The 26713-nt window shown below is 55.0% G+C and carries 23 protein-coding genes; 12 read left to right on the forward strand and 11 right to left on the reverse strand.

Annotated features, from left to right (window positions below; translation table 11 throughout):
• The first annotated feature begins 14 nt into the window (after positions 1-14).
• Entirely contained in the window at positions 15-803 is a 789-nt protein-coding gene (locus ACFOWX_RS07005) for a hypothetical protein (protein WP_381422621.1), read from the forward strand.
• Positions 804-1187: 384 nt separating this feature from the next.
• Here ACFOWX_RS07005 and ACFOWX_RS07010 read toward each other — a convergent pair whose 3' ends face one another.
• From ACFOWX_RS07010 to ACFOWX_RS07040, 7 genes are all read right to left on the reverse strand, one after another.
• Positions 1188-1628 (reverse strand): DUF1330 domain-containing protein, encoded by a 441-nt coding sequence (locus tag ACFOWX_RS07010; RefSeq protein ID WP_381422623.1) that lies wholly within the window; start codon positions 1626-1628, stop codon positions 1188-1190.
• Positions 1625-3226 (reverse strand): long-chain fatty acid--CoA ligase, encoded by a 1602-nt coding sequence (locus ACFOWX_RS07015; RefSeq protein WP_381422625.1) that lies wholly within the window; start codon positions 3224-3226, stop codon positions 1625-1627. The genes ACFOWX_RS07010 and ACFOWX_RS07015 overlap by 4 nt, the downstream gene beginning before the upstream one ends.
• 26 nt (positions 3227-3252) lie before the next feature.
• Positions 3253-6744, reverse strand: a complete 3492-nt coding sequence (gene dnaE / locus ACFOWX_RS07020; RefSeq protein ID WP_381422626.1) for a DNA polymerase III subunit alpha — start codon at positions 6742-6744, stop codon at positions 3253-3255.
• Between the two features lie 85 nt (positions 6745-6829).
• Positions 6830-7504 (reverse strand): tetratricopeptide repeat protein, encoded by a 675-nt coding sequence (locus ACFOWX_RS07025; RefSeq protein WP_381422628.1) that lies wholly within the window; start codon positions 7502-7504, stop codon positions 6830-6832.
• A gap of 18 nt (positions 7505-7522) precedes the next feature.
• A complete protein-coding gene (locus ACFOWX_RS07030) occupies positions 7523-8005 on the reverse strand; it encodes a glutathione peroxidase (RefSeq protein ID WP_381422630.1) in 483 nt (160 codons plus the stop codon).
• A gap of 19 nt (positions 8006-8024) precedes the next feature.
• Positions 8025-8714: an ABC transporter ATP-binding protein gene (locus ACFOWX_RS07035; protein ID WP_381422632.1), complete on the reverse strand. Its 690-nt coding sequence runs from the start codon at positions 8712-8714 to the stop codon at positions 8025-8027.
• Complete coding sequence (locus ACFOWX_RS07040) at positions 8707-9957, reverse strand: lipoprotein-releasing ABC transporter permease subunit (RefSeq protein ID WP_381422634.1); 1251 nt, start codon at positions 9955-9957, stop codon at positions 8707-8709. The genes ACFOWX_RS07035 and ACFOWX_RS07040 overlap by 8 nt, the downstream gene beginning before the upstream one ends.
• A 401-nt stretch (positions 9958-10358) precedes the next feature.
• On the opposite strand from ACFOWX_RS07040, the gene ACFOWX_RS07045 reads away from it, so the two are divergent.
• Positions 10359-10853, forward strand: a complete 495-nt coding sequence (locus tag ACFOWX_RS07045) for an Hsp20 family protein (RefSeq protein ID WP_381422636.1) — start codon at positions 10359-10361, stop codon at positions 10851-10853.
• A 268-nt stretch (positions 10854-11121) separates the two neighbouring features.
• Here ACFOWX_RS07045 and ACFOWX_RS07050 read toward each other — a convergent pair whose 3' ends face one another.
• The 3 genes from ACFOWX_RS07050 to tpiA all read right to left on the reverse strand — a co-directional run bounded on the left by ACFOWX_RS07050 (position 11122) and on the right by tpiA (position 14173).
• Positions 11122-12753, reverse strand: coding sequence for a CTP synthase (locus ACFOWX_RS07050; protein ID WP_381422638.1), 1632 nt, complete (start codon positions 12751-12753; stop codon positions 11122-11124).
• A gap of 164 nt (positions 12754-12917) precedes the next feature.
• Positions 12918-13310, reverse strand: coding sequence for a preprotein translocase subunit SecG (gene secG, locus ACFOWX_RS07055; RefSeq protein WP_381422640.1), 393 nt, complete (start codon positions 13308-13310; stop codon positions 12918-12920).
• Positions 13311-13432: 122 nt separating this feature from the next.
• Positions 13433-14173, reverse strand: coding sequence for a triose-phosphate isomerase (gene tpiA, locus ACFOWX_RS07060; RefSeq protein ID WP_381422642.1), 741 nt, complete (start codon positions 14171-14173; stop codon positions 13433-13435).
• A gap of 165 nt (positions 14174-14338) precedes the next feature.
• On the opposite strand from tpiA, the gene ACFOWX_RS07065 reads away from it, so the two are divergent.
• The 10 genes from ACFOWX_RS07065 (at position 14339) to lexA (ending at position 24226) form a co-directional block, all read left to right on the forward strand.
• A complete protein-coding gene (locus ACFOWX_RS07065) occupies positions 14339-16279 on the forward strand; it encodes a SurA N-terminal domain-containing protein (RefSeq protein ID WP_381422644.1) in 1941 nt (646 codons plus the stop codon).
• Positions 16266-17801 carry an anthranilate synthase component I family protein gene (locus tag ACFOWX_RS07070; protein ID WP_381422646.1) on the forward strand — a complete coding sequence of 512 codons (1536 nt, stop codon included), beginning with the start codon at positions 16266-16268 and terminating at the stop codon, positions 17799-17801. Before ACFOWX_RS07065 ends, ACFOWX_RS07070 begins: the two co-directional genes overlap by 14 nt.
• Complete coding sequence (locus ACFOWX_RS07075) at positions 17798-18394, forward strand: anthranilate synthase component II (protein ID WP_381422648.1); 597 nt, start codon at positions 17798-17800, stop codon at positions 18392-18394. Before ACFOWX_RS07070 ends, ACFOWX_RS07075 begins: the two co-directional genes overlap by 4 nt.
• Positions 18391-18915, forward strand: a complete 525-nt coding sequence (locus ACFOWX_RS07080) for a YcxB family protein (protein ID WP_381422650.1) — start codon at positions 18391-18393, stop codon at positions 18913-18915. Before ACFOWX_RS07075 ends, ACFOWX_RS07080 begins: the two co-directional genes overlap by 4 nt.
• Entirely contained in the window at positions 18915-19871 is a 957-nt protein-coding gene (gene trpD / locus ACFOWX_RS07085) for an anthranilate phosphoribosyltransferase (protein WP_381422652.1), read from the forward strand. Before ACFOWX_RS07080 ends, trpD begins: the two co-directional genes overlap by 1 nt.
• Positions 19872-19874: 3 nt before the next feature.
• Entirely contained in the window at positions 19875-20981 is a 1107-nt protein-coding gene (locus tag ACFOWX_RS07090; protein WP_381422654.1) for an ankyrin repeat domain-containing protein, read from the forward strand.
• 5 nt (positions 20982-20986) lie between these two features.
• Positions 20987-21778: an indole-3-glycerol phosphate synthase TrpC gene (gene trpC, locus ACFOWX_RS07095; protein WP_381422655.1), complete on the forward strand. Its 792-nt coding sequence runs from the start codon at positions 20987-20989 to the stop codon at positions 21776-21778.
• The gene (gene moaC / locus ACFOWX_RS07100; RefSeq protein WP_381422657.1) at positions 21775-22251 is read left to right on the forward strand and encodes a cyclic pyranopterin monophosphate synthase MoaC; all 477 of its coding nucleotides are present in this window, start codon (positions 21775-21777) and stop codon (positions 22249-22251) included. The genes trpC and moaC overlap by 4 nt, the downstream gene beginning before the upstream one ends.
• The gene (locus ACFOWX_RS07105) at positions 22244-23425 is read left to right on the forward strand and encodes a molybdopterin molybdotransferase MoeA (RefSeq protein WP_381422659.1); all 1182 of its coding nucleotides are present in this window, start codon (positions 22244-22246) and stop codon (positions 23423-23425) included. The genes moaC and ACFOWX_RS07105 overlap by 8 nt, the downstream gene beginning before the upstream one ends.
• Before the next feature lie 99 nt (positions 23426-23524).
• Positions 23525-24226, forward strand: a complete 702-nt coding sequence (lexA, locus tag ACFOWX_RS07110; RefSeq protein ID WP_381424956.1) for a transcriptional repressor LexA — start codon at positions 23525-23527, stop codon at positions 24224-24226.
• A gap of 137 nt (positions 24227-24363) precedes the next feature.
• Here lexA and ACFOWX_RS07115 read toward each other — a convergent pair whose 3' ends face one another.
• Complete coding sequence (locus ACFOWX_RS07115) at positions 24364-26472, reverse strand: ComEC/Rec2 family competence protein (RefSeq protein WP_381422661.1); 2109 nt, start codon at positions 26470-26472, stop codon at positions 24364-24366.
• Positions 26473-26713: the final 241 nt, after the last annotated feature.

The raw sequence follows: 26713 nt of genomic DNA on the forward strand, positions 1-26713 counted from the left end.
GTTATTTCAGCGAAATGACCGATGATATTCCAAAAATAATTTCGCCTCATCTTCCTGACAATATCACCGATTTTACTCCGGTGCCCGCTGGAAAGCGACAAAATGGCTGGTCGCCCGCGCGGCAGAAGGCGTTCATCCAGACGCTTGCCGAAACGGGCAGCGTCACGCGGGCGGCACGGTCGGTTAACCTGTCTGCGCCCGGTGCCTATTATCTGCGCCGCCACCGGCATGGCGGCGAATTTCGCCGAGCATGGGATCAAGCATTGGAACTCGCCATGTCCTATTTGAAGGATTTGGCCTTTGAACGCACAGTCGAAGGTGAGCTTGAGCCGGTATGGCAAAAAGGCAAGCTGGTGGGGTATCGCCGTAAATTCAGCAACCAGCTGCTGATATTCATGCTGCGCCATTATGGCGAAGGCGGCAGCAAGCGCGTTACGGTCAATTATCTCAAAAGCAGCGCGGGCAGCAGCAATGCGGCGGATGGTGCCAGCGCCAAAGCCAGCGCGGAAACCAGCATCGTGACCCTGCGCAGCAGCGGCCCAGCGGCAGTGACATCAGAAAAAACCGAGGCAAGCGCCGCGCAGCTACAACAATTTAGCGGTGTGACATTGGATGCACAGGCGGAAGCCGAGATAGCCGAAATTTTGCGGGAATGCGCAGAGCGCCGCGCCGAATATGGCGGAACGACCGCAGATTTGAATGAAGCTTTCGTCCGCATTAGCGACAGCGATCCTTATTGGCAGGGTAATTTTGAACCGCCGGGTGGGTGGATTTACAATGTCGAATATGCCGAAGAGGAATAAGCGCCTTAGGGATGCGGTCCGCTATGTGTCAGCGGGCGGGAGAGGCCAAGTTGAGATTAACTCTATAAATACCTGAAATACGAACACTCCGTCACCCCCGCGCAGGCGGGGGTCCATCACCTGCGATGATGTTTTCATGGTGGTCTCCTTGATCCGTCACCCCCGCGAAGGCGGGGGTCCATCACCTAATCCAACTGTTTAATCTACGAGCCCGGCTTAAAATTCGACTTCAGGTGATGGACCCCCGCCTGCGCGCGGGTGACGAGGCTTCAGCTTTTTCGGATATCCCTAAGGTCGCTGGTGATGGACCCCCGCCTGCGCGTGGGTGACGAGGCTAGTGCCAGAGATGGACTACCCTACCCCGCTCAACTCGGCCCAGCGCAATTAAGCGAATTTTGTGCCCTCAATCGCCAGCGGCTGAAACCGGATCAGACGGCTGTCCAAAACCGCGGCTTGCCGGTTCACCACCGCTTTTTGATAGTCGGGATCCTTCACCATTTCAAAAAAAGCGCCGCTATCGGGATAGGCGGCAATGAAGGCCAAATCCCACGCCTTATCATCGGGCCCCGTCAACATGGCCTCCATGGTGCCGCGCCAGATTATGCTTCCGCCCACGCGGGCGAATATCGGCCCGCTGCTTTTGCCATATTCCTGATACGCGCGCGCGCCGCTCCATCCTTTGCCATGATTTTCATGCCCTTCGGGATAGACGGCATTTTCGTGATAGCGAATGAGGTTCAGCATATGGATCGGGGTATCGCGCGGCAACGCCTTAAAGGCGTCAAATGCCTCGCGGGTGGGATCAATATAATAGGGGCCGGTCATGCGATACTGGCCAATTGATACTCTTTATATTCTTCGCGCAGCGCCCGTTTCAATATCTTGCCCGTGGCGGTATGCGGCAATTCGTCCACAAAGACGACTTCATCGGGCATCCACCATTTGGCGATCTTATCCGACAAATAATCCTGCACATCGGCGGCGCTGACATCGCTGCCCGGTTTGCGCACCGCGATCAGCAGCGGCCTTTCGTCCCATTTGGGGTGATAGACGCCGACGGCAGCGGCCTCGGCAATGCCGGGGCAACCAACGGCGGCATTTTCCAATTCAATGGAGCTAATCCATTCGCCGCCCGATTTAATAACATCCTTTGCCCGGTCGGTAATCTGCATCGTGCCGTCGGGATGCAGAACGGCAACGTCGCCCGTGTCAAACCAATGATCCGCGCCAACCGCATCTTCATCAGCTTGAAAATAACGCTGCACAATCCACGGACCCCGAATGTGAAGCCGTCCGCTTGATTCGCCGTCGCGGGGCAACTCCTTGCCATCCTCATCCACCACGCGCAGCTCCACGCCAAAGGGCGGGCGGCCTTGCATACAGATGACGTCGACCTGCGCATCAAAGCTCAAATCATCCCAATTGGCGGGGTAAGCGCCGGTGGTGCCAATCGGCGATGTTTCGGTCATACCCCAGGCATGGCCAACGCGAATGCCCGCTTTCATCAACCGTTCGATCATCGCGCGCGGGCAAGCCGACCCGCCGATAATCACCATTTTCAGCGCGCCATAATCGCCGCCATTGGCGTCTAGATCGGCAAACATGCCGAGCCATACCGTGGGCACGCCCGCGCTATGCGTCACTTTTTCCTCGCGGATCAGCTTCCACAAAACCGGCGCTTCGTTGCTTGCAGAGAAAACCAGCTTTGCGCCCACCGCTGCTGCGGCAAAGGGAATGCCCCACGCATTGGCATGGAACATCGGCACAACGGGCAGCATGACGGAGCGCGTGGCGAGGTCCATCACATCGGGCTGAACCTCGGTAATCGCGTGCAGCACATTGGACCGGTGTTCATACAGCACGCCCTTGGGATTGCCGGTCGTGCCGCTGGTATAGCAGAGCCCGACCGGGTCGGTTTCTTCCAAATCGGCCCATTCAAACGCGCCATCCTCCGCATCGATCAGGTCGCGGTAAAGCGGATAATCCCCCTTTTCACCGTCAAATTGAATGTAATGCTCAACGGTTTTCAACTGCGGCTTTATCTTTTCCACGATGGGCGTGAACATTTTGTCGAATAACAGCACGCGGTCTTCGGCATGGTTGAAGATATAGACCAGCTGCTCCTCAAACAAACGCGGGTTCACGGTATGCAGCACCCCGCCCATGCCCGCCGTTCCGTACCAGCTCGACAAATGATGGAGATGGTTCATCGCCAAGGTCGCAATCCGGTCGCCTTTTTTCATGCCAAGCCGGATCAGCGCCTGCGCGCATTTGCGGGCGTCGCTGCCTATCTCCGCCCAATTGGACCGAGTGAGCGAACCATCCGCCCAATAAGACACCAAGTCCCGTTGCCCATGTTCGCGCGCCGCATGATCGATTAAATTGGTTACCAGCAACTTGCCCGCCTGAATGCCGCCTAGCATCACTTTCTCCTCGCTAAAGTCTCTCTTTACCGGACCAAGCTTAGATGACTTGAGGCCAAGGGCGCAAGCCGAACATTTGCAACGCCATCAATTGCTTCCACTTGAGACTTCAGGTCGGCGTCCAACTGAAATTTTCGGCCAAGTACGATATGCGCGGTGCGGCCGCCATCGGCTGGCGTGCGGATCACCAGCTCGCTTTTACCGCCTTGCAGCGGGCCCAATAAGTGCGAGAGCGCATGCAGCGCCTCTGCCTTTTCCACGTCCAGTTCCATTTTCAACCGCGACGCACCAACGAGCCCGCTCAGAGGCTTTGCGCTGCGGATGGACAAGCGAGGCGTTTCCTCGCCCGGCTTCATGTCCATTTCGACATTGAGCAGCAGACATTCGGATGACTTTGCCCATTCGCCAAGCAATTCCGCCACGGGTTCTTCAAAACAGCTGGCCGAAAACTGCCCGCTGCTGTCCGACAGGTCGATGAGGACGAAGCGCTTGCCCCGCCGCGATTCGCGCCAGCGCACCCCTTCGATCAACGCGGCCATCGTTGCCGGTTTGCGCACGCCCTCAGCAATCGGCCCGCTGGTCATCAATTCGGCATGGGTCCGCGCGCCGTGGCTTTCGGCGATAGCCCGATATTGGCTGACCGGATGAGCGGCAAAATAGAAACCAAATGCGTCTTTTTCCCGGTTCATCGTCTCCCCAATCGGCCAGGCAGCATCCGGGTTCAGCCGCAGCTGCGCCGCATCGCCGCCCTCATCACCGCCAAACAGCCCGCCCTGCCCGCTTTCGCGTGAGGATTTGGCCGAGGATGCCGTCGCCAATATCATTTCCGCCGCCGCCGACACCGCGCCCCGGTTGGGTTCCAGACAATCAAAAGCCCCGGCAGCGGCCAGGTTTTCCAAACTGCGCCTGTTGACCTGCGCGGGATCAACCCGGTTGGCAAAATCGTCGAGGCTGGCAAATTTACCCGCCGCCTCGCGTTCCTTGACCAGCGCCTCCATCGCTTTTTCGCCCACATTTTTGAGGCCAGCAAGCGCATAGCGGACCGCGAGCCCGCCCTTGGTATCTTCTTGCACACAATATTCCGCTTCGCTGGCGTTAATATCGGGCGGCAGGCAAGCGACATTCAACCGCCGCATATCGTCAATAAATATGCCCAGCTTGTCGGTCTGGTGCATATCGAAACACATGGAAGCGGCGAAAAATTCTTCGGGATGATGCGCCTTCACCCAAGCGGTTTGATAGGCAAGCAAGGCATAGGCCGCTGCGTGGCTTTTGTTAAAGCCGTAGCCTGCAAATTTATCGATCAAATCGAACAGCTCATTGGCCTTGGCTGCATCGATATTATTTGTTTCTTTGCAGCCTGTAACGAAAATCTCGCGCTGCGCATCCATTTCCGCCTGAATTTTTTTACCCATCGCGCGGCGCAGCAAGTCCGCGCCGCCCAGCGTATAGCCCGCCAATATTTGCGCGGCCTGCATCACTTGTTCCTGATACACAAAAATGCCGTAGGTTTCGTTGAGCACCGGCCCAAGCAAAGGATGCGGAAATTCAATATCCTCTTCGCCATTTTTGCGGCGGCCAAACATCGGAATATTGTCCATTGGCCCCGGACGGTAAAGCGATACGAGCGCGATAATATCGCCAAAATTGGTGGGCTTCACCGCCGATAGCGTGCGCCGCATACCTTCGGATTCCAGCTGAAACACGCCAACCGTATCGCCGCGCTTCAAAAGGTCATAGACAGCAGGATCATCAACTGGTTGATTATCCAGATCGACAAAAATGCCGCGTTTTTCGAGCATCTGCCGCGCGCGTTGCAGCACGGACAGCGTTTTTAATCCCAAAAAGTCAAACTTCACCAGGCCCGCCGTTTCGACATATTTCATGTCAAATTGCGTGACGGGCATATCGGACCTTGGATCGCGATAGAGCGGCGCAAGCTCCGACAAATCACGGTCGCCAATCACCACACCGGCGGCGTGGGTGGAGCTATGCCGGGGCAGGCCTTCTAACTTCATCGCCAGATCGAACAGCTTTTTCACCTGCTCATCGCGGCGATATTCTTCGCGTAATTCCGGGACCCCGCCCAGTGCCCGTTCCAAATTCCACGGATCGGTCGGATGGTTCGGCACCATTTTGCACAGCCGGTCGACCTGACCATAACTCATTTGCAGCACCCGCCCGGTATCGCGTAGCACCGCGCGTGCTTTTAATTTTCCGAAGGTGATAATCTGTGCGACCTGACGGCTGCCGTATTTTTGCTGCACATAGCGGATGACTTCGCCCCGCCGCGTTTCGCAAAAATCAATATCGAAATCCGGCATGGACACACGTTCCGGGTTCAAAAACCGTTCAAACAGCAGCCCCAGCTCAATCGGATCCAAATCGGTAATGGTCAGCGCCCATGCCACGACCGAACCCGCGCCAGAACCGCGCCCCGGCCCAACCGCAATATCCTGACCCTTGGCCCATTTGATAAAATCCGCAACGATCAGGAAATATCCCGGAAAGCCCATGTCGCAAATGACATTGCATTCAAATTCGAGCCGCTCAAAATAAAATTGCCGCAGCTTCTCGTCCCGCTGCCCCGCAGCTTCCAACCGTTTGATCAACCCGGCCTTGGCATCATCGCGCAGCTGCTGTTTTTCACCCTCCAAATCACCGGCAAGACTTGGCAATATTGGCTTGCGGCGAGGCGTGCCGATGGCGCATCTTTTGGCGATAACGACTGTATTGGCCAATGCTTCGGGAATGTCGGAAAATAGCTCCGCCATTTGTTTGCCAGTTTTAATCCAGGCGTCGCGCGATGATTTGCGGCGGTCGGTATTTTCGACATATTCGCCGTCGGCAATGCACAGCATCGCATCATGCGCTTCAAAAAAATCGGGCTCGGCAAAATTGGCAGGATTGGTGGCAACGATCGGAATATCGTGCGCATAAGCCATGTCGATCAGTGCATTTTCGGCGGCCTCCTCCACCTCATTTTGACGGCGGGATAATTCGATATAAAGGCGGCCGGGGAATAAAGATTGTAAACGCTCCAGATAGGCCTGCGCTGCCTCATTTTGGCCATCGGCCAACATCCGGGCCAACGCGCCCTCGCCGCCGCCAGTCAGCGCGATCAGCCCATCGGTCATACCGGTTAACTGTTCAAAACTGACATTGGCATCCTGACCTTCTGGCCGGTCGAGATGCGCCATGGAGGCGAGGCGGCACAGATTGTCATAGCCGCGCTCATTCTGCGCATAGAGAGGCAGCCAATCGCGAATAAACCCGCCCTGCCCGCCGCTTCCCGGACGGCCAATGCCCAGCAACATACCGATGACCGGCTGTATCCCCTCGCCGCGCGCCCCATCTTCAAATTGCATCGCGCCATACAGCCCATTGCGGTCGCATATCGCAATCGCCGGGAATCCAAGCTTTTTCGCGTGTTTGGGAATCGCTTTCGGCTCAATCGCTCCTTCCAGCATCGTATAGGCCGAAAAGATACGCAAAGGTATGAAAGGGACATAAGCCATGGTGAAAGCTTACGGATCAAGTGGGCTTTTGCAACCGCGCTGACCCGCAAAAATTGTGGAGAAGCCCCGCGAAGGGAAAATCTTTTCAGTTGAGCGGCGGTAAGGACGCCGAAAGATCGCAACTGGGCTGATATTTGCGGTCACAATTTTCTTTAAGTTCTAAACGAGCCAGCTCATCATTCATCGGACCGCCAAGCTGCAACAATATCACCGCGCGGTTGTGGCAGCCAACCACTTCTTCCTTTGCGCAGCTTCTGGTGAAAATAAGCCGCGCCAATTCGACATTTTTCTCCACGCCCCGGCCAAATTGATAATGCACGCCGGTATTGGTGCAGGCCTTTTGCAACTCCGCCTTGCAGGCAAAATCAAATGCGGCAAAGGCGGCGGGATAATCCTGCGCCCCGCCCAAACCCGCAGAAGCCATACGGCCATATTCGAGGCAGGATTTCGGCTTTGTCGCGTCGCAAGCCTTTTTCCAAACAGCATACGCTTTTTGCGGGTCAGCCACGCCGCCAACGCCGCCGCGATAATAATATCCCGCCCGCTCGCAGGCATCCATATCATCTTTCTTGCATAGCTTGATCGCATCCTTCCGCGCCGCTTTTATGGCGGGTCCGGCGTCCGGCAACATATCCAGCAGCGGCTGATTTTCGGGATCAATGATAGGTTTGCTCTCGCGGTCCTTGGCCATTAGGCCGCTTGCGGTGACAGATAGAGCGATGGTGAAAACAAATCTGCCAAAAATGCTCAAATGCCCCATGGTCGCCCCTCCGCCTAATTATGCCTTCAACAACCGCTCTATGTCTTTTTCCAACGCTTCGGGTTTGACCTGCGGCCCGTGACGGGCAACGACTTTGCCCGACCGGTCGACCAGAAATTTGGTGAAATTCCACTTAATCCCGCGTGACCCCATCAGGCCGGATTGCTGCTGTTTCAAATAATCCCACAAAGGATCGGCATCCGCGCCATTGACGTCTACCTTTGCCATCAATGGAAAGCTGACATCATAATTGAGCGAGCAGAAATTTTTAATCTCCTCCGCATCGCCCGGTTCCTGCGCGCCAAATTGGTTGCAGGGGAAGGCCAATATTTCAAACCCTTGGTCGTGATATTTCCCATAAAGCGACTCCAGCCCCTTATATTGCGGGGTGAAACCGCATTTGGACGCGGTATTGACGATCAACAGCACTTTGCCTTTATGTTCCGCCAGCGGTAATTGCCCGTCACCTGGTAATTTCGCAGTAAAATCAAAAACCGACATTGGGATTTCCTTTCGCTTTTCAGCCTTCGGTTAATATGCCGTCATGCAACCGCACAATGCGGTCCATTTTCCGCGCCAACCGTTCATTATGAGTCGCAACAACCGCTGCTGTCCCTTGTTCACGCACCAGCCCCATGAATTCCGATAATACTATATCGGCTGTATGCTCGTCCAGATTGCCGGTGGGTTCATCGGCGAGGACGAGCCTTGGTTTATTTGCCAGCGCCCGTGCCACCGCCACCCGCTGCTGCTCCCCGCCCGACAATTTTGACGGCCGGTGTTCCAGCCGCTCTGACAAGCCGAGTGCGGATAATAGCGCGGTCCCGCGCTCCACCGCTTCCTCTGGAGCTGCGCCGGCAATCAATTGCGGCAAAGTCACATTTTCGAGGGCGTTGAAATCGGGCAGCAAATGGTGGAATTGATATACAAAGCCCAGCTTTTCCCGCCGGATTTCGGTATGTTCATCGGGGTTGAGATCGCGGGTTTCGACGCCGTCAATCTTGATCGAACCAGTAAAGCCGCCCTCCAGCAAGCCGAGCGCCTGTAGCAGCGTCGATTTACCCGTTCCCGATGGCCCCAGCAATGCAACCAGTTCGCCCGCTCGGATTTGCAAATTGACACCGCGCAGCACGTCGATGGTGACGTCGCCTTGCGTAAAACTGCGCCGCACGTCCACCAAGCTAGCGATAATATTTGAACCATTATTCATAACGCAGCACCTGCACAGGATCGGTACTCGCCGCCTTGAAGGCGGGATATAACGTCGCAAGAAAGCTGAATAGCAACGCCAGGATAATAATCGCTGCAACCTCAACCGGATCGGTGCGAGACGGCAATTCGGTCAAGAAGCGGATCGATGGATCCCATAAATTCTGCCCCGTCACCAATTGCACGAAATTGACGACGCCTTGCCGGAAATAGAGGAAGATAAAACCCAATATCATACCCAGCACGATGCCCGATAGACCGATCAGAACGCCCACCGTCATAAATATCCGCAGCAGCGACCGGCGCGTTGCCCCCATGGTTCGTAATATCGCTATATCCCTCGTCTTTGCCCGCACCAGCATGATGAGCGACGATAAGATATTAAACACCGCCACCAACACGATGATCGACAGAATGATGAACATCGCCACCCGCTCCACCGCCAGTGTTTCAAACAAAGACGCATTCATCTGCCGCCATGTCACCAGCTGCGCCCGGCTGCCCATTTTGGGTAGCAAAGGTTCGATGATTGCATCGACATTTTCAGGATCGCTGGTTTTCATCTCAATGATACCGACATCATCCTCCATCAGCATCAAAGTCTGCGCATTTTGGAGCGGCATGACGATGAACGCCTTATCATAATCATAAACCCCCACTTCAAAAATCGCCGCGACCTCATAACTGATTTCGCGCGGCACGGTGCCAAAAGGAGTGGGCCGTCCCTGCGGATTGATGATCGTGATCCGCTGACCCAGCTGCGCCCCCAAATTCAGCGCCAAACGCGAACCAATGGCGATCTTGTCGCTGCCCGCCTTCAAATTTTCGAGGCTTCCTGCAATCGTTTTGCCGGCCAGCGTTTCGTTTTTCAATATATCGGGGACCAGCATCCCGCGCACCATGACCGCCTCTACGCGGCCGTTGCTGGTCGATAATAACGGCTGTTCGATCAGCGGCGTTGCGCTGACGATCCCGGGCGTTTTGCGGGTTTCCGCCAATATGTCCCGCCAATCGGATATCCGCCCGCCATATCCCTGCATCACCGCATGACCGTTTAAGCCGACAATCTTGTCGAATAACTCCGCGCGAAAGCCGTTCATCACACTCATCACGATGATCAGCGCCGCAACGCCCAATGCGACCGCGACGAGGCTGATACTCGCGACAAGAAAGATAAACCCCTCGCCTTTGCCGGGCGCCAGATAGCGCCGAGCGACCATCATTTCATAACGGGATAGGAACATAGATAGGATGAAGCCTGTGATATGGTTACCAAGGCTCTCCTTAAGTGCGTGGCCCGTGGCTGGCAAGCCGCTTATATTGTTGCAACCCCGCAACAGCCACGCAGAAATGCGTCAGTCATATGACAGAATAAATTGCCATCCGCGCGCAACGAGCCGATTAAGAAATGGCAATCAAGGTCCAACACGCGGCCAATGGTTCAGGGGGATGGCTGCTTATCGCATAAAAATTTGCGAAAGCGCCATTATACAAGCGAAAGCTTGAAAAGGCCGTCCGATTATTTCGGGCGGCCTTTGTTATTTACTGGTCTTGAAATCTCCGAATGCGATTCCTATTTTTCCGTTGAGGCGCTGGGCATCCGGGCCTCATCCAAATTACAGATTGCTCAAAAGGAGAATTTGAAATGCGTTTAGACTTTACACCATATCGCCGCACCACTGTCGGCTTCGACCATTTGTTCGAATTGCTGGAAAATGCAGGGCGAACATCCCAAAATGAAAATTATCCGCCGTTTAATATCGAGCGCACTGGTGAAAATGACTATGAAATCACCGTCGCCGTTGCCGGCTTCAAACCGCATGAGATCGATATTACGGCACAGCAAAATATGCTGGTCGTTGCGGGCAGCAAGCAGCCTGATAGCAACGACAATCGCGAATATCTGCATATGGGCATCGCCAGCCGAAATTTTGAACGGCGCTTCCAATTGGCCGATTATGTCCATGTCACAGGCGCCGATATCGAAGATGGTTTGCTGAAGATCAGCTTGCTGCGGGAAATCCCTGACGCCTTAAAACCGCGCAAGATATTGATTGGCGAGCAGAAAAGCGCCGAGGTAATCGAGCATAAAGCGGCCAAGAAAGCAAAATCAGGCGATACATCTGATCAGGCTGCGTAAAACAAACCATTTACGGTTGGATATTTGGGGGCGGCAAGTGGGTGCTTGCCGCCCCCGGGACTCGCGTCCCCCTTCATGAATTATCAGCCCGGGTCGCAAGTGGGCTGATAGCTTCATGAAAAGCGATTTGCTGGGGTAATTTACCCTTCACCCAGTTTCATATAACAAAAATAGTGAATTGCCAACAACTCGATCCTGTTTGGCAAGCTAAACATATAATATGTCAATAATATTGCAGCCGCATGGGTGCAAATAATGCGTGCGCAGGTTACACCAGACGGCTTTGGTCCAACGCAGCTTTTATAAAGCTGGCGAATAAAGGATGCGGATCAAATGGCCGTGATTTCAATTCTGGGTGGAACTGCACGCCAATGAACCACGGATGGTCTGGTCTTTCCACAATTTCGGGCAAGCGTCCATCGGGCGACATACCGGAAAAATGCAGGCCACCTTTTTGCAGCACGTCCATATAGCCTGAATTGACTTCATAACGATGTCTGTGACGTTCGGATATGTGGCTTGCGCCGTAAATGCTGCCCACATGGCTATTGCCATCCAGCTTTGCCTCATAAGCGCCCAGCCGCATGGTGCCGCCCAAATCGCCGCCAGCCTCGCGTTCTTGAACGCCTTCTTTGGTCATCCATTCGGTTATCAACCCGACAATAGGTTCTTTCGTCTCACCAAATTCAGTGGTTGAAGCATCAGCTATGCCCGATGTATTTCGCGCGCCTTCGATGCATGCCATCTGCATACCCAGACAAATTCCGAAAAAGGGCACGCGATGTTCGCGCGCAAATTTGACAGACGCAATTTTACCTTCGCTGCCCCGTTCGCCAAAACCACCCGGCACCAATATGGCGTGCATCGGTTCCAAATTGGCGGCGAGCTCTTGTTCATTTTCAAATAGCTCGGCATCGAGCCATTTGACATTGACCTTCACCCGGTTCGCCATGCCGCCATGAACCAACGCTTCATGCAGCGACTTATACGCATCTTGCAAGCCAACATATTTGCCGACCACACCGATCGTCACTTCGCCCTCGGGATTGTTATACCGGTCAACAATATCATACCAACGCGACAATTCAGGATCGGGCGCATCAGTAATGCCAAAAGCGCGCAGGACTTCATCATCCAGCCCCTCGCCGTGATATTGCAGTGGGACTGCATAGATTGATTCGGCATCCAGCGCGGGGATCACCGCTTCCTTGCGGACATTACAAAAAGCCGCAATTTTGGCGCGTTCGCCATCGGGCAAGGGATGTTCACACCGGCATAGCAGCACATCGGGCTGTATCCCCAGCGAGGTCAATTCCCGGACGCTATGCTGTGTCGGCTTTGTCTTTAACTCACCCGCTGCCGCAATATACGGCACCAGAGTGACGTGAACCGACAATGTTTGATCCCGGCCCAAATCATTGCGCAATTGTCGGATCGCCTCAATGAAAGGCAGTGACTCAATATCACCCACCGTTCCGCCAATTTCGCACAGGACGAAATCAAGATCATCGGTATCGGCAAGCGCAAATTCCTTAATCGCGTCGGTCACATGCGGAATGACCTGAACCGTTGCGCCCAGATAATCACCGCGGCGCTCCTTTTGGATGATCGTCTGATAGATACGGCCAGAGGTTATATTGTCCGATTGCTTAGCCGAAACGCCGGTAAAGCGTTCATAATGGCCAAGATCAAGATCGGTTTCCGCCCCGTCGTCGGTCACATAAACTTCGCCATGTTGATACGGCGACATAGTGCCGGGATCCACGTTCAAATAGGGATCGAATTTGCGGATACGTACGCGGAATCCACGCGCCTGCAACAACGACGCCAAAGACGCCGCCATAAGACCTTTGCCAAGCGAGGAAACCACGCCACCGGTGATAAAAATGAACCGTGCCATGGGAGAAAAGGCTTAAGAGCCATTATACTGTGTTGGCAAGCGCTCGAATCTATTTTGATCAAATAAATTTGTGCAAAAGTGGCAAAATGCAGATGCGCAACAAAAAACGGGGCCCGAAAGCCCCGCTTGGATAATCGTTATGCCCGCAAATTGCTGCCGACTATTTACTGATCGAGCGGAACCGTGTCGCTTGCCGGTGCGGCGGGGGCGGCCTCTCCTTCGGCTGGAGCTGTTCCGGCTGGAGCTGCTTCGCCATCGGCAGGAACCGCTTGCTGAGCAGCGGCAGGTGCCTCATTCCGCTTAAAACTATCGTCGATCGTGCCGCCTGACTGACGCGCAGCCACGAAAGCAAGCGAGATAGACAATAGGACAAATAGGGTTGCCAGTGCGGTTGTTGTGCGCGTCATAAAATCCGCTGCACCGCGTGCCGACATGAGGCCGGACGGACTACCGCCCGTGCCAAGGCCGCCGCCTTCGCTGCGTTGCATCAAAATGACGCCCACCAATGCCGCTGCGATGATGCCCTGCAGGACGATAAGAAAGTGAAAAAGACCCATGAAAAATTCCGAATTAAATAGAGCGCTAAACGCCAGTTGCAGCGCACATAGCGACTTACTTCGCGATCTTCAATGGCAATCAGCCAGCACGGGCGCGAAAGATTCGCAGGCGCACTTACCGCTCAGCTTTCCGATGCAGCCTTTATGATAGGCAGGAATTTTTCAGCAGTCAGGCTCGCTCCGCCAATTAAACCGCCGCCCACGTTGGGCACCGCCAATATCGCCGCAGCATTATCGCCATTCATCGATCCGCCATATAAGATGCGCACCGCCCTGCCAGCCTGCCCGAATCGCTCCGTCAAATGCGTTCGGATGGCGGCATGAACAGATGCTATTTCCTCTATGGCCGGAACGCGGCCCGTGCCAATCGCCCATATGGGCTCATAAGCTATATCAATATGTTCTGCGGCAATATCATCCGGCACCGATCCCATCAGCTGCGCCAATATGACCGTTTCCGTTTGCCCGGCATCACGCTGCGCCTCTGTCTCACCCACGCATAGGATGACATGTAGGCCAGCGGCACAGGCGGCTGACGCTTTGGCGCGAACATCGGCGTCGCTTTCGCCTTGGTCGCTGCGCCGTTCGCTATGCCCTAAAATGACCATCGCGCTACCGGCATCTGTTAACATCTCCGCCGATATGCAGCCGGTATGCGCGCCCTTTGGCGCATGGTGGCAATCCTGACCGCCAAATTGAAAATCGGCAAAACGCTGCTTTGCGGCATGGATTAATGTTGCGGGCAGGCACAAGGCGCTGTCGACATTGTCATATGCCGCCGCGCCCGCCTGTATCTGGCCGATTTCATCCAACTGCGCCAACGTCCCGTTCATTTTCCAATTGCCGACGATCAATTTGCGCATAAATTTGGGCTCCGGTTGATTTTGGCTTGGCTAGCAGGTGCAAAGCATAGCGCCAAGCATGACAACGTAGGATATGCTTGAAACGGCCCGTCATGCCGCCTAAAGCACCTGCCATCCAGTGACGCATCGGCGCGCACGGCAGATATAGTTTAAGTCAGGACGATTATGATCAGCTTTTTCCGCAAACTTTTCAGCTCCAAATTCGGAACGATATTCGCGCTGGTTTTCGTTGGCCTGATCGCGGTTGCGTTTACATTGGGCGATGTTACCGGCAGCGGCAGCTTTGGCGGCCTGGGCGGCGGCAATGTCGCAAAGGTTGGTAATAAAAATATCACATTGGGTGAATTTACCGATGCAGTTGACAACCGGCTCCGCGCTGAGCGGCAACAAAATCCCAATCTGGATATGGCCCGTTTCGTCGAAGGCGGCGGATTTGATGCCACATTGCAAAATCTGATTGACCGCTATGCCATATCTGTATTTGGCGAAGAAACAGGAATTGCCGTTAGCAAGCGGATGATTGATGCGGAGATATTAAAAATTCCGGGCGCAAAGGGTCTGGATGGGAAATTCAGCCAAGAGGCGTTTCAGGCATTTTTGGGGCAAATTGGCCTGTCCGAAAAATCATTCCGTGAGGGATTTACGCAGCAATATTATATTCAACAAATCCTGCCCGCGACCGAAGGCCGTATAAAAACACCGAGCAGCTATGTCTTGCCTTATGCCTCTTTACAGTTGGAACAACGCAGCGGCGAATTGGGCTTCATTCCTTCGGCCGCTTATGCGCCGCAAAAAGATGCAACGGATGCAGAGCTAGCCAAATATTACCGCGAAAATAGCACTCGGTTCACTATCCCGGAACAGCGCGCGGTAAGCTATGTTCTGTTTGATGACAGCATCGTTGCCGAATTGGCCAAACCGACGGCGAAAGAAATTGCCGATTATTATGCCGAGAATAAGGATGCCTATGCCGCATCTGAAGCGCGTGACATCACTCGTTTCGTCGTGCCGACAGAAGCCGCGGCGAAAGCGGCCATCGACCAAGTAAACGCTGGCAAGTCGTTAGAAGCCGTTGCGCAGGGCCTCGGCCTATCGGTGACCAAAGACACGAATGTCACGCGCCAAGCCCTGACCGGCCTGTCTTCCAAAGCCGTGGCAGACGCGGTTTTCGCGGCACCCAAAGGACAAATTGCCAAACCAGCGCGGGCCAGTCTTGGCTTTTTCGTGGCGCGAGTCACTGATGTTCGGGCAACACCGGCCAAAACATTGGCGCAGGCTACGCCCGAAATTACGCAGCTGCTCGAAACCGAAAAAGCCGCAACGGTGCTCAGCGAATATACGACCGAAATTGAAGATGCCTTTGCCAATGGCACATCCCTCGCCGATGTTGCCAAAGAACGTGAGTTAAAGGTTGAAACAACACCGAAGCTATTTGCTACGGGTCAAAATCCAGCCGATCCCAATTACCGGCCGCGCGCCGAAATGGCGGTTATCTTACCTGCTGCATTCCAGATGGAAGAGGGCGGCGAAGCGCAGCTGATCGAGATTGAAAAAGGCAAAAGCTTTGCAATGATCTCACTCGCTGAGGTCAAAAAAGCGGCCCCTCCGCCCTTGGCCGAAGTGCGCGCGGTGATTATGCAGCAATGGAAAATGGCCAAGGGATCGGAAAAAGCAAAGGCCGCAGCAGAGCAAGTACAAAAAGCCGTCAATTCGGGCAAATCGCTGGCCGACGCGATGAAGGCGCTGAATATCAAAACGCCGCCAACCGAGAGTATCAAGGGTAGCCGGGCCGAATTGAAGCAGGAAAACCAAAATCTGCCCCCGCCGCTGCTGCTGCTATTTTCGATGAAGCAAGGCACAGCCAAAAAATTGGACGCGCCTAATAATGCAGGGTGGCTGATCGTCAAATTGAATCAGATCATTAAAGGGGACGCCAGCAAAAATGCCGAATTGATCGCTGCAAAAACCGCTGAATTAACCGAGCTTATGTCTCAGGAGCAAGGCGCCGCATTGGTCAATGCAGCGGCAAAGCAGGTTGGCGTCAAAAAGAATGACAGCGTCATCGCCGCTCAGCGCAAGCGCCTTACCAGCAATGACAATAAATAATCTGGCGGGAGCAGAATATCGCGGGGCAGCGGAACGATTAGCGTTGGGCAAGGCGTCACTTGTCTGGCGCAAGCGTATTGCCGACACTGAAACCCCGGTTTCGGCGGCGTTGAAGCTGATCCAACCGGAACGCGGCGATTTCCTGCTCGAATCGGTGGAGGGCGGCGAAACGCGCGGGCGCCACAGCTTAATCGGGCTTGCCCCTGACCTGATATTCCGGGCGCAGGGCGACGGGGCGGAAATCAACCGTAAATGGCAACATGACCGCGAAGCATTTGAACGGATTGATGCCCCTGCCCTGACGGCGCTGCGTGAATTGGTGGGGCAATGTCAGATGGATGACATTCCCGCCGAATTGCCATCTGCGCTCGCCTGTCTGGTGGGCTATTTTGGATACGAAACGGTGGGGCTGGTTGAAAAGCTTCCGCGCGCGCCGCAATCCGGCCTGGCGCTGCCCGATATGCTGTTTGTGCGGCCCACTGTCATCATTGTATTTGACCGGTTAAAGGATGAAATGTTTCTGGTCACGCCTGTATGGCCTGATCCTGTTGCGTCGCCAGATAAACAGATTTTAGCAGCAGCCGAGCGGCTGGACGAGTGCGAGCGGCAGCTGAGCGCTCCTATCATAACGGATTGCGCCGATAGCTCTGCGGTGGACGCGGGCGACATCGCGCTGCAACCTGTCTTGCCGCCCGGAACCTATGGTGCCATGGTTGGCCGGGCGAAGGAATATATCGAAGCGGGCGATATTTTTCAGGTGGTATTGGCGCAGCGTTTCACAGCGCCCTTTCCCCTGCCGCCGCTTTCGCTTTACCGGGCGCTGCGCCGGGTAAACCCCTCGCCTTTCCTCTATTATCTCGACCTGCCCGGTTTTGCGGTAATCGGCTCCAGCCCTGAAATTTTGGTCCGCGCACGTGCAGGTGAAGTGACTGTGCGGCCGATTGCGGGAACCCGACCGCGCGGGCAATCGGCGGCGCAAGATGCGGCGAATAAAGCCTCTTTGCTCGCCGATCCCAAAGAACGGGCCGAACATTTGATGTTGCTCGACCTAGGCCGCAATGATGTAGGCCGCGTGGCGAGCCCAGATAGCGTGACGGTCACCGACAGCTATATGGTCGAATTTTACAGCCATGTGATGCATATCGTGTCGAACGTCACGGGACAGCTATCACCGGATAAAGACGCGATAGACGCGCTATTCGCTGGTTTTCCAGCGGGCACGGTGTCGGGCGCGCCAAAGGTTCGTGCTTGTGAAATTATCGCCGAACTGGAAAACGAAACACGCGGCGCTTATGCGGGCGGTGTGGGTTACTTCAGCCCCAATGGCGACATGGACAGCTGCATCGTTCTACGCACCGGCATATTAAAGGACGGCACGCTGCATGTGCAAGCCGGTGCCGGGATCGTCGCCGATAGCGATCCCGCCTATGAACAGGCGGAGTGCGAAGCAAAGGCAGGCGCATTGCTGGCCGCCGCGAAAGAAGCGGTGCGGGTGGCGTCGCAAGCGGGGTATGGACAATGACACACGGCAAAATCCTCGTCATCGACAATTATGACAGCTTCACCTTTAACCTCGTTCATTATCTGATGGAACTTGGCGCTGAGGTGGATGTGGTCCGCAATGACGCCATTTCCGCCGGGCAGGCGCTGTCATCGGGGGCGCAGGCGTTCCTCATCTCTCCCGGCCCCAAAACGCCCAACGAAGCCGGGATCAGCCTCGATCTGGTTGCGGCCTGCGCAGATGCCGGAAAGCCGCTTCTCGGCGTGTGCTTGGGGCATCAATCCATCGGGCAATTTTTCGGCGGCAGCGTGCAGCGCGGCGGGTTGATGCATGGCAAAACATCGCCCGTTACCCATGACGATAGCGGGCTATTCGCGGGGCTTCCCTCCCCCTTTACCGCGACGCGTTACCATTCGCTGATCGTCGACAATATTCCCGCCGATCTGATCGTCAATGCGCGCAGTGATGACGGCCATGTCATGGGTTTCCGCCACCGGGAACTGCCCATTCACGGCGTGCAATTCCACCCCGAAAGCATCGCGACAGAGCATGGCCATGACATGCTCGCCAATTTCATGCGGATCGCCGGTATGACGGTGAAGCAGCGGGTATGAGCGGTTCGGTGACCATCAGCGCAAGCGAAGAGCAAGTGCTGGCGGCCTATCAGCTGCATTGGTCGGTCATCCCGCGCAAAGGTAAGATTATATTTGGCCTGCTCGTGATGATCATCGCGTCGATTATGGCCTATATTGTGTCAGATGAGGGTCCGCTGATGATGTTGGCCGCTTTTGCGGGTTATGTCTTATTTGGTGTTTTGGTGCTGTTTTTCTTCCGATGGATCAATAAAATTTGGTGGGTACCCCGTTTTGTAAAGCGGGTTTATGCACAGCAAGCCGATCTGCGCAAAGAATTCACCATCAGCTGGGATCAGGATGGATTTCGCATTCTGACCGAAAATGGCGATATGTGGATGAAATGGACAGAATTGCATGGCTGGCGGCGAACGGAGCGGACCTTGCTGCTATACCGGTCAGAGGTATTGTTCAATTTTGTACCCCTTCGCGCCGACCAAGATAGCGCCCTGCTTGATGATATGCAGGCCCATTTGGTCGCGTCGGGCGTCGAGGAGAAATAATGGCCAATATATTTGACGATATTCTGGACGGCAAATTGGCGGCGGGCGATATTTCCGCTGCTCTCATCGAATTGGCTGACAAAGGCGAAACGGCGCAGGATATTTCGGCGGCGGCAATGGCAATGCGCGCCCGCATGGTCCGGGTGTCTGCGCCAGATCACGCCATCGATGTATGCGGCACAGGCGGTGATGGGCAGCATAGCCTGAATGTCTCCACCGCCGTCGCAATAGTTGTTGCGGCTTGCGAGGTTCCTGTCGCAAAGCACGGTAATCGCGCCGCTTCTTCGAAGGCAGGAGGAGCGGATACGCTGGAGGCATTGGGGCTGGATTTGGACCGGGCGGCGGATACGGCGGAAGCGACGCTGAATGATCTGGGCATCGCGTTTCTATTCGCGCAAAAATATCATCCTGCGTTAGGACCAATTGCACCTGTCCGAAAGGCGCTTGGCCGCCGGACCATCTTCAACCTATTGGGACCGCTATGTAATCCCGCAGGTGTTACGCGGCAGTTGATCGGTGTGGCTTCTCCTGATCTTATAGAGACTTATGCCGAAGCCATGACGTCACTTGGCTTTGCAAAAGCACTGGTCGTGTCGGGTCAGGAGGGGCTTGATGAAATATCCATCGCTGGCCCCACACAGGCGGCATGGATCAGTGGCAGCCATGTTGAAAAAACGGTGATAACGTCCGAAGATGCGGGTCTGTCGCCGCATCCGCTGAACGCCATAAGGGGCGGCGATGCTGCTTATAATGCAAAGGCACTCCGCCGTCTGCTGTTGGGCCTTCAGGAAACCGAGCAAGACCGCGCCTATCGCGACGCAGTGATCCTCAACGCCGCCGCCGCGCTCATGGTCGCAGGTGAAGCGGCGAGCCTACGCAGCGGCGCAGAAGAAGCCGCCGAAGCGATAGATAAAGGATTGGCTAATGCGCTGCTCGATTGCTGGGTTGGGTTTTAGATTATGGCGAAGAAGCGAAAAACCCTGCCAAAAGATTTTGAAGAGCTGCTGCATCAAAGCGACATCGATTCATTGAAAGCTGTTTTTGATAGCTGCGACATCAATGCAAGGGGCGGTGTATTTAAGCAAACTGCCCTTGCCTTTAACGAATGTCCTGACGAATTGGCGCGCTGGCTGTTAGCCAACGGTGCAGATATTGAAGCGGGTGACAGCTATGGCGACCCCCCATTATGCTCGCGAGCCGGGCATTATCGGGGCCGACTTGAAATTTTGCTGGAATTGGGCGCAAATGTGAATGCGGGTGCTGGCGGCAGAGGGACCGCTCTGCACTATGCCGCAGATGTAGGACATTGCGAGAATGTAAAGCTCCTCATTGCGAACGGCGCCAATCCTGAAGCGCCCAATAAATATGACCAGACGCCGCTAGAATACGCGCTTCAAAGATGTAGCAACCTGAAAATCGCTGGCATTGCTGAAGTTGCTGGTGTTCTTTTTGAGCCGAAGCCTGCCGCGTCCAAATCTTTTATATCGAGAATGTTCGGTAGCAAAAAAGGCCAGGAGCCGGAAAAGCTGAAAAATTTGAAAGATTATGTTACCCGCATAGGAACAGATTTTGAATTTCACCGCGCAGGATTCAACCCCGAATTACTAGAAGAAGCTGCGGCGGGATTGGAGAAGCTCTATGCGCTTTTTGACGTTCCACCGGTAGCGCGGCGCATTATGCATGATGGTAGAGCTCCCATCGAAGCCAAAGCCGGAAATTGGCAGGATCAGCATCAAGAGCTATGGGAATTACTCATACCTTCGAATGGTGCCGCCGATACAGTTCAAGGTGAAGTTATCCGCATTTCCGGACGCATTGCGGATGAATTGGATCGCAATGGAGCTGTTAACTGGAACGCCGACTATAAAAAAATGGCAAATGCATTTCTATTTCATGTCGCGACGGGCAATAGTCTAACCGCTGCGCTGCTCGATGAAACAGCTAATCTGATTCAACAAATACAGAAACGGCAAGGAGATACGGAACGGCTATGCGAGATTGCGGTGCAATGGGTTAAGCTCAACCCAATTCCGTTGAAGTTACCCGCTCCGGATTATAAACGCTGATGGAAATGACCGACAAACTCACCGAAATTTGCAACGCCACCCGCGAAGAGGTTGCTCGGCGCAAGCTGGCTTATCCCGGTGGCGTCAATGCAGCATGGCCGGCGCCCTCGTCCCCGCGCGGGTTTGAGGCGGCTTTGCGGGTCAAGGCGGCGAGCGGCTTTGCCCTTATTGCTGAGATCAAGAAAGCGTCGCCGTCCAAGGGATTGATCCGCGCCGATTTTGATCCCCCTGCCCATGCCCGCGATTATCAGGCGGGCGGGGCGGCCTGCCTGTCAATCTTGACCGATGCCCCCTATTTTCAAGGGCATGAGGATTATTTGATCGCCGCGCGGGCGGCTTGCGACCTGCCGGTATTGCGCAAGGATTTTATGGTCGACCCCTGGCAATGTGCAGAGGCGCGGGCGATGGGGGCGGACGCGATCCTGATTATTGTGGCGGCGCTTTCCGACGCGCAAATGGCGGAAATTGAGGATGCGGCAATTGCGCAAGGAATGGACGTGCTGGTCGAAACGCATAATGAGGCGGAGATGGAGCGAGCGCTCATCACGCTCCAATCGCGGCTGATTGGCGTCAACAACCGGAACCTAAAGACATTTGACGTCGATTTATCGACCACAGAGCGTTTGGCGGCCATGGCCCCGCCCGAAGCGTTGCTGATCTGCGAAAGCGGTATCAGCGTCCATGCCGATTGCCTGCGCATGGAAAAACATGGCGTGCGGACATTCCTTGTCGGTGAAAGCCTGATGCGGCAAGATGACGTCGCGGCGGCAACGCAGAGGCTGTTGACCGGGTCATGACAAAGCTTACCCATATTGATGACGCGGGCAACGCCGCAATGGTTGATGTGTCGGGTAAGGCCGAAAATTTGCGAGAAGCGGTCGCCGAAGGGCGGATTAGCATGAGCGCAGAGGCGCTGCGGGCGATAAGGGACGGCATGGTCAAAAAGGGCGACGTGCTTGCTGCCGCCCGAATTGCCGGGATAATGGCGGCGAAGAAGACAAGCGAGCTGATCCCGCTTTGCCATCCGCTGATGCTTTCCAAAGTGTCCGTTGACTTTGCATTTGAAGATGATGCCATTCGGGCGACGGGCACCGCACGGTTGACTGGGCAGACAGGGGTGGAGATGGAAGCGTTGACCGCAGTTTCGGTGGCGCTGCTCACTCTATATGACATGGCGAAGGCGCTGGATAAGGCGATGGTGATTTCCGATATCCGCTTGCTCAAAAAAACCGGCGGAAAATCTGGCGATTGGACCGCCCCCCATGATTAGCGTGGAAGAGGCGCGGCAAAGGCTGCTAAAGCTTGCCTCGCTTATGCCGGTCGTTTCAACTCCCTTACCCTTGGCAAAGGGGCGGTTTTTGGCGGAAGATTTAATCGCACGGCGGCAGCAACCGGCGGCGCATATGTCGGCCATGGATGGCTATGCCGTCCGTTTTTCCGACTGCCCCGGCCCATGGTCAGTCATTGGCGAAAGCGCAGCGGGGCATCGCTATAACGGCGCATTGGCCGCAGGTGAAGCGGTCAGGATATTTACGGGCGCGCATCTGCCCGAAAATTCCGATTGCGTTATTATACAAGAAGATATTGAGAGAAGCGGAGATAATATCTCGCTTTGCGGGGATGCCCCCCATCAAAAATGGCACCATGTTCGCAAGGCTGGATCGGATTTTTCCAATGGCGACAGACTGGCCCAAGCGGGAACGCAGGTGAATGCCGGAATTATCGCGGCCGCCGCGATGGCAGGCTACGGTGACCTGCCCCTTTTTGCCGGGCCGCGCGTTGCGATAATCTCCTCCGGTGATGAGCTGGTCCCGCCGGGTTTGCCGCTGCGCACCGAACAAATCCCGTCATCCAATGCTGTCATGATTGCCGCCATGCTATCTTCGCTGCCATGTGAGGTGCAGGATTTGGGCATTGCCCGGGACAATTTGGCGTCATTGGCCGAAAAGCTGGAACAGGCAAAAGGGGCGGATATTATCGTGACCATTGGCGGGGCGTCGGTCGGCGACCATGATCTGGTCCACCGCGCCGCGACTGACGCAGGTGCAACGATGGATTTTTGGCGGATTGCCGTGCGTCCAGGAAAGCCATTAATGGCCGGAAAGCTTGGGAATTCGGTGATGTTGGGCCTGCCTGGAAATCCGGGTTCGGCCTTTGTGACCGCCTTTTTATTCCTTTTGCCGCTGGTTCGGCATATGGCTGGATCAGCGCAGCCATGGCCGACATCGCTATCCGCCCCCTGCACCACCGCCATTGCAGCAGGCGGACCGCGCGCCGAATATTTGCGCGCGGTGCTGCAAGATGGCGAATTGACGCCATTTCACATGCAAGACAGCGGCGTCACCAAACCCTTGGCGAGCGCAAATGCGCTTATCATTCGCCCGGTTGATGCACCGCCAGTAGGCGTGGGCGATATAGTTGCATATCTGCCATTGGACATATGACCAAACCGGCCATTCGGCAGCAATCTGTAAAGCGGCTTGACATAACCTGATTTGTTCCGTAATTGTTCCTACTATGTTTAACCGCATAGGGAACAGATGATGTTGACCGCTAAACAAAATGAATTGCTTCGCTTCATTCATGAACGATTGGAAGAGGGCGGCGTATCTCCTTCTTTTGAAGAGATGAAAGACGCGCTCAACCTGAAAAGCAAATCGGGTGTCCATAGGCTGATCGGCGCATTGGAAGAGAGAGGCTTTATTCGCCGCCTCCCCAACCGCGCCCGTGCCCTTGAAATATTGCAAATGCCGGAGGGCGGCGGAGCAAAATCTGTCAGCAATGTTGTTTCGTTGGCCACTAAATCAGCTGATAAGCCGAATAACGGAAAATCGGCCAATGCGATGCCGCTTGCGGCCAATGACGTCATGGAAATCCCTTTGCATGGCAGGATCGCTGCCGGTGTTCCTATTGAAGCGATGGAAACCACCGAAACGCTAGCCGTTCCGATGGCTCTATTGGGCACAGGTGAGCATTATGCATTAGAAGTGTCGGGAGATTCGATGATCGAAGCCGGAATTTTTGACGGCGATTATGCGTTGATCAAGAAAACCGATTCCGCGCGCGATGGCGAAATTGTCGTGGCATTGGTACGCGGCGAAGAGGCTACGTTAAAATATCTGCGCCGCGAAAATGGCAACATAAGGCTGGATCCGGCAAATGCCGCTTATACACCGCAAGTGTATAGCCCGCATGAAGTGTTGATTCAGGGCAAGCTTGCGGGGCTGCTGCGCCGTTACCATTAAGGGTAGCGGGGCAGTATACCGGCGCTGATTGAACGGGCTGCTGGAGCGGTTTGGGTATATTGCGGTCAGGTGTTATTATCGCTGGCCTGACTGGCAGCTACCTTACACTCTATTTTGCCGGACACCCCGCAGCCTGTTTATTTGCCCGCAATTATCCAAGGATGATGGTGACCGGCGGCGACAACGCTTTCCACGCGGGGACCCGAAAATGCATTCGATAGGTAAAAGGTCAGCCCGCCGGTTTTGGCGAGAGATTCACGGTCAGCGCGCAGCCATTTCGGCTTGCAACTACGCGGTAGCCAGCGGTCACTAACCACTATGTCAACCCGCTTACAGGCCACAGCCAATTCCATCGAGGGGATATAATACCGGCTGCGCAGAGCCAATATATTCCATCTGCGCCCATCTCGGTCGATGGTAATCACGCAAGCATCCGCCGTACATTGCGCACCGGGCCAATCGGTAATAGCAACCGGCTCTGCCTTAACCCCAGCATTCTCACGCAGCGTATCGCGAACATAATCCCCCGCTCGGTCGCGCAGGAGCGCCAATTTCCCGTCGCTACCCACCACCGCCAAATGCTTACCGTCGCCTGTGACCAATATATCTGGATATGGCGCGGTGATCATCGCGGTCAATCCGATCAGAAATAGCGGGATGCCAAAATACCTCGCCCGCCGCCGGAAAATACCAAAATATAATGCCCCCAATATCATGGCGGCAAAGGCCCATTGCGGCATAACGGGCAACATGGAAACCGCGCCGGGCGCCGCGCTGACGCCATGGGCCAAAGCCAATATTGCCCGTAAGGATATATCGGTAACCCACCAAAATGGCGCGCCCAGCCCCACCAGATCAAAGGTCAACGCCAATGCTTCGAAAGGCATCACAAGGAATGTCGTCATCGGAATTGCGATGACATTGGCCAATGCGCCATAAAGCCCGCTTTTGTGGAAATGGAAAATAGCAATCGGCGCCAATATAAGCTCAATCGCGGCCCCGGTGATCAGCAGGATAACGATGCTCCGCCCCATTTTCCTGATCAAACCATCTTGCTGTCCGGCGCGCGTAAAATTCTGCATCCACCGGCTTTCATGCAGGACAATAATTGTTGAAACCGCCGCAAAGCTTAGCTGAAAACTGGGCCCCGCCAGACTTTCCGGCCATATGAGCATGATCACGCTGGCACCAAATGCGACAAGCCGCAGGCTGATCGCATCGCGCCCCATTGCCAATGCCGCCAATATCAACAATGCGGCGACGCATGACCGGATGGTCGGCACTTCGGATCCTGTTAACAGCGTATATCCAATCGCGCCCATTGCTGCGACAGCCGCCGCAATAAGCGGCACCGGAAAACGCAATGCAATGCGCGGGAACAGCGCCAATATCCGGCTCATTAAGAGGAAAATCGCGCCGACAACCGCGGTTACATGCAGGCCGCTGATCGATAGTAAATGCGCCATTCCGCTATTGCGCATTGCCTCTGCGTCATCATCTGAAATGGCGCCGCGATCCCCGGTGGCGAGCGCTGCCGCGATTGACCCACTGCCGGGGGGCAATTGGGACGTGATATGCGCCGATAATGCACGGCGAACATTTCCTAAAGTCGGCTTGTGAGAAGAGGGTCTGTATAATGTCACATTGCCCAGGATCGTTCCTGTTGCGCCCAAACCGTCAAACCACGCCCGCCGCGCAAAATCATATCCCCCCGGCACGCTAGGTCCGGCGGGCGGAACAAGCCGCGCTTTCATTCGGATAACCGCACCGCTGGTAAATTCAGGCCGGTACTTTTCTGCATCCAGATTGACACGGACTTTTTCGGGCAAGCCCGCATGCCCACCGGTTGCCAGTTCGAAACGGACAATATCGCGGGCCGTGATATGCTCCACTTTTGTAATTTGACCGTAAAATTCGCCGATCCACATTTTTTTAAGCGGCGGCGTGCCGACTGCGGCCGACCGGAAATATATGGCCAAAAATCCGGCTAAAAAACAAAAAGCAGCTATTTTGATTATCGCCATCAGGCTGGATTGGCGGCCCGTTATGTAAGCGATTAGGATCAACGCTGCACACAGGCCTGTCACCGCCCATAAAGCGCCGTTACCCTGCAGCTCCCATGTAACAATGCCCGCGCCAACCGCCACCGGCACCCATAACGGCCATTGGTCCCTTTCGCTGTCGATCCAGCCTTCAATTGCGCCGCCAGGCCAATGAAGATGCCAATTTCTGATCGATAAACCCAATCCGTCCAAGCCCCCGATAACAGGGCACAAAACATGGTGCAGGAACCAGCAGGTTCTGACTTTTCGCCCTGATGATCGCTTACCAAGAAAAAAGTGAAAAAACGAGCCTTGTTTGCTGCTGTTACCCTTGACCTAGGCGGCAAATGAACGCATTGAACCGTCAAAATAACAAACGCCTTTTCCTCCTCGCGGAAATCTGCCGCATTCATGTCGGACCAAATGTCATCATTTGATGCGAATG

Origin of the sequence: Sphingorhabdus arenilitoris (assembly GCF_042651485.1) — a bacterium.
GTDB classification, from domain to species: domain Bacteria; phylum Pseudomonadota; class Alphaproteobacteria; order Sphingomonadales; family Sphingomonadaceae; genus Sphingorhabdus_B; species Sphingorhabdus_B arenilitoris.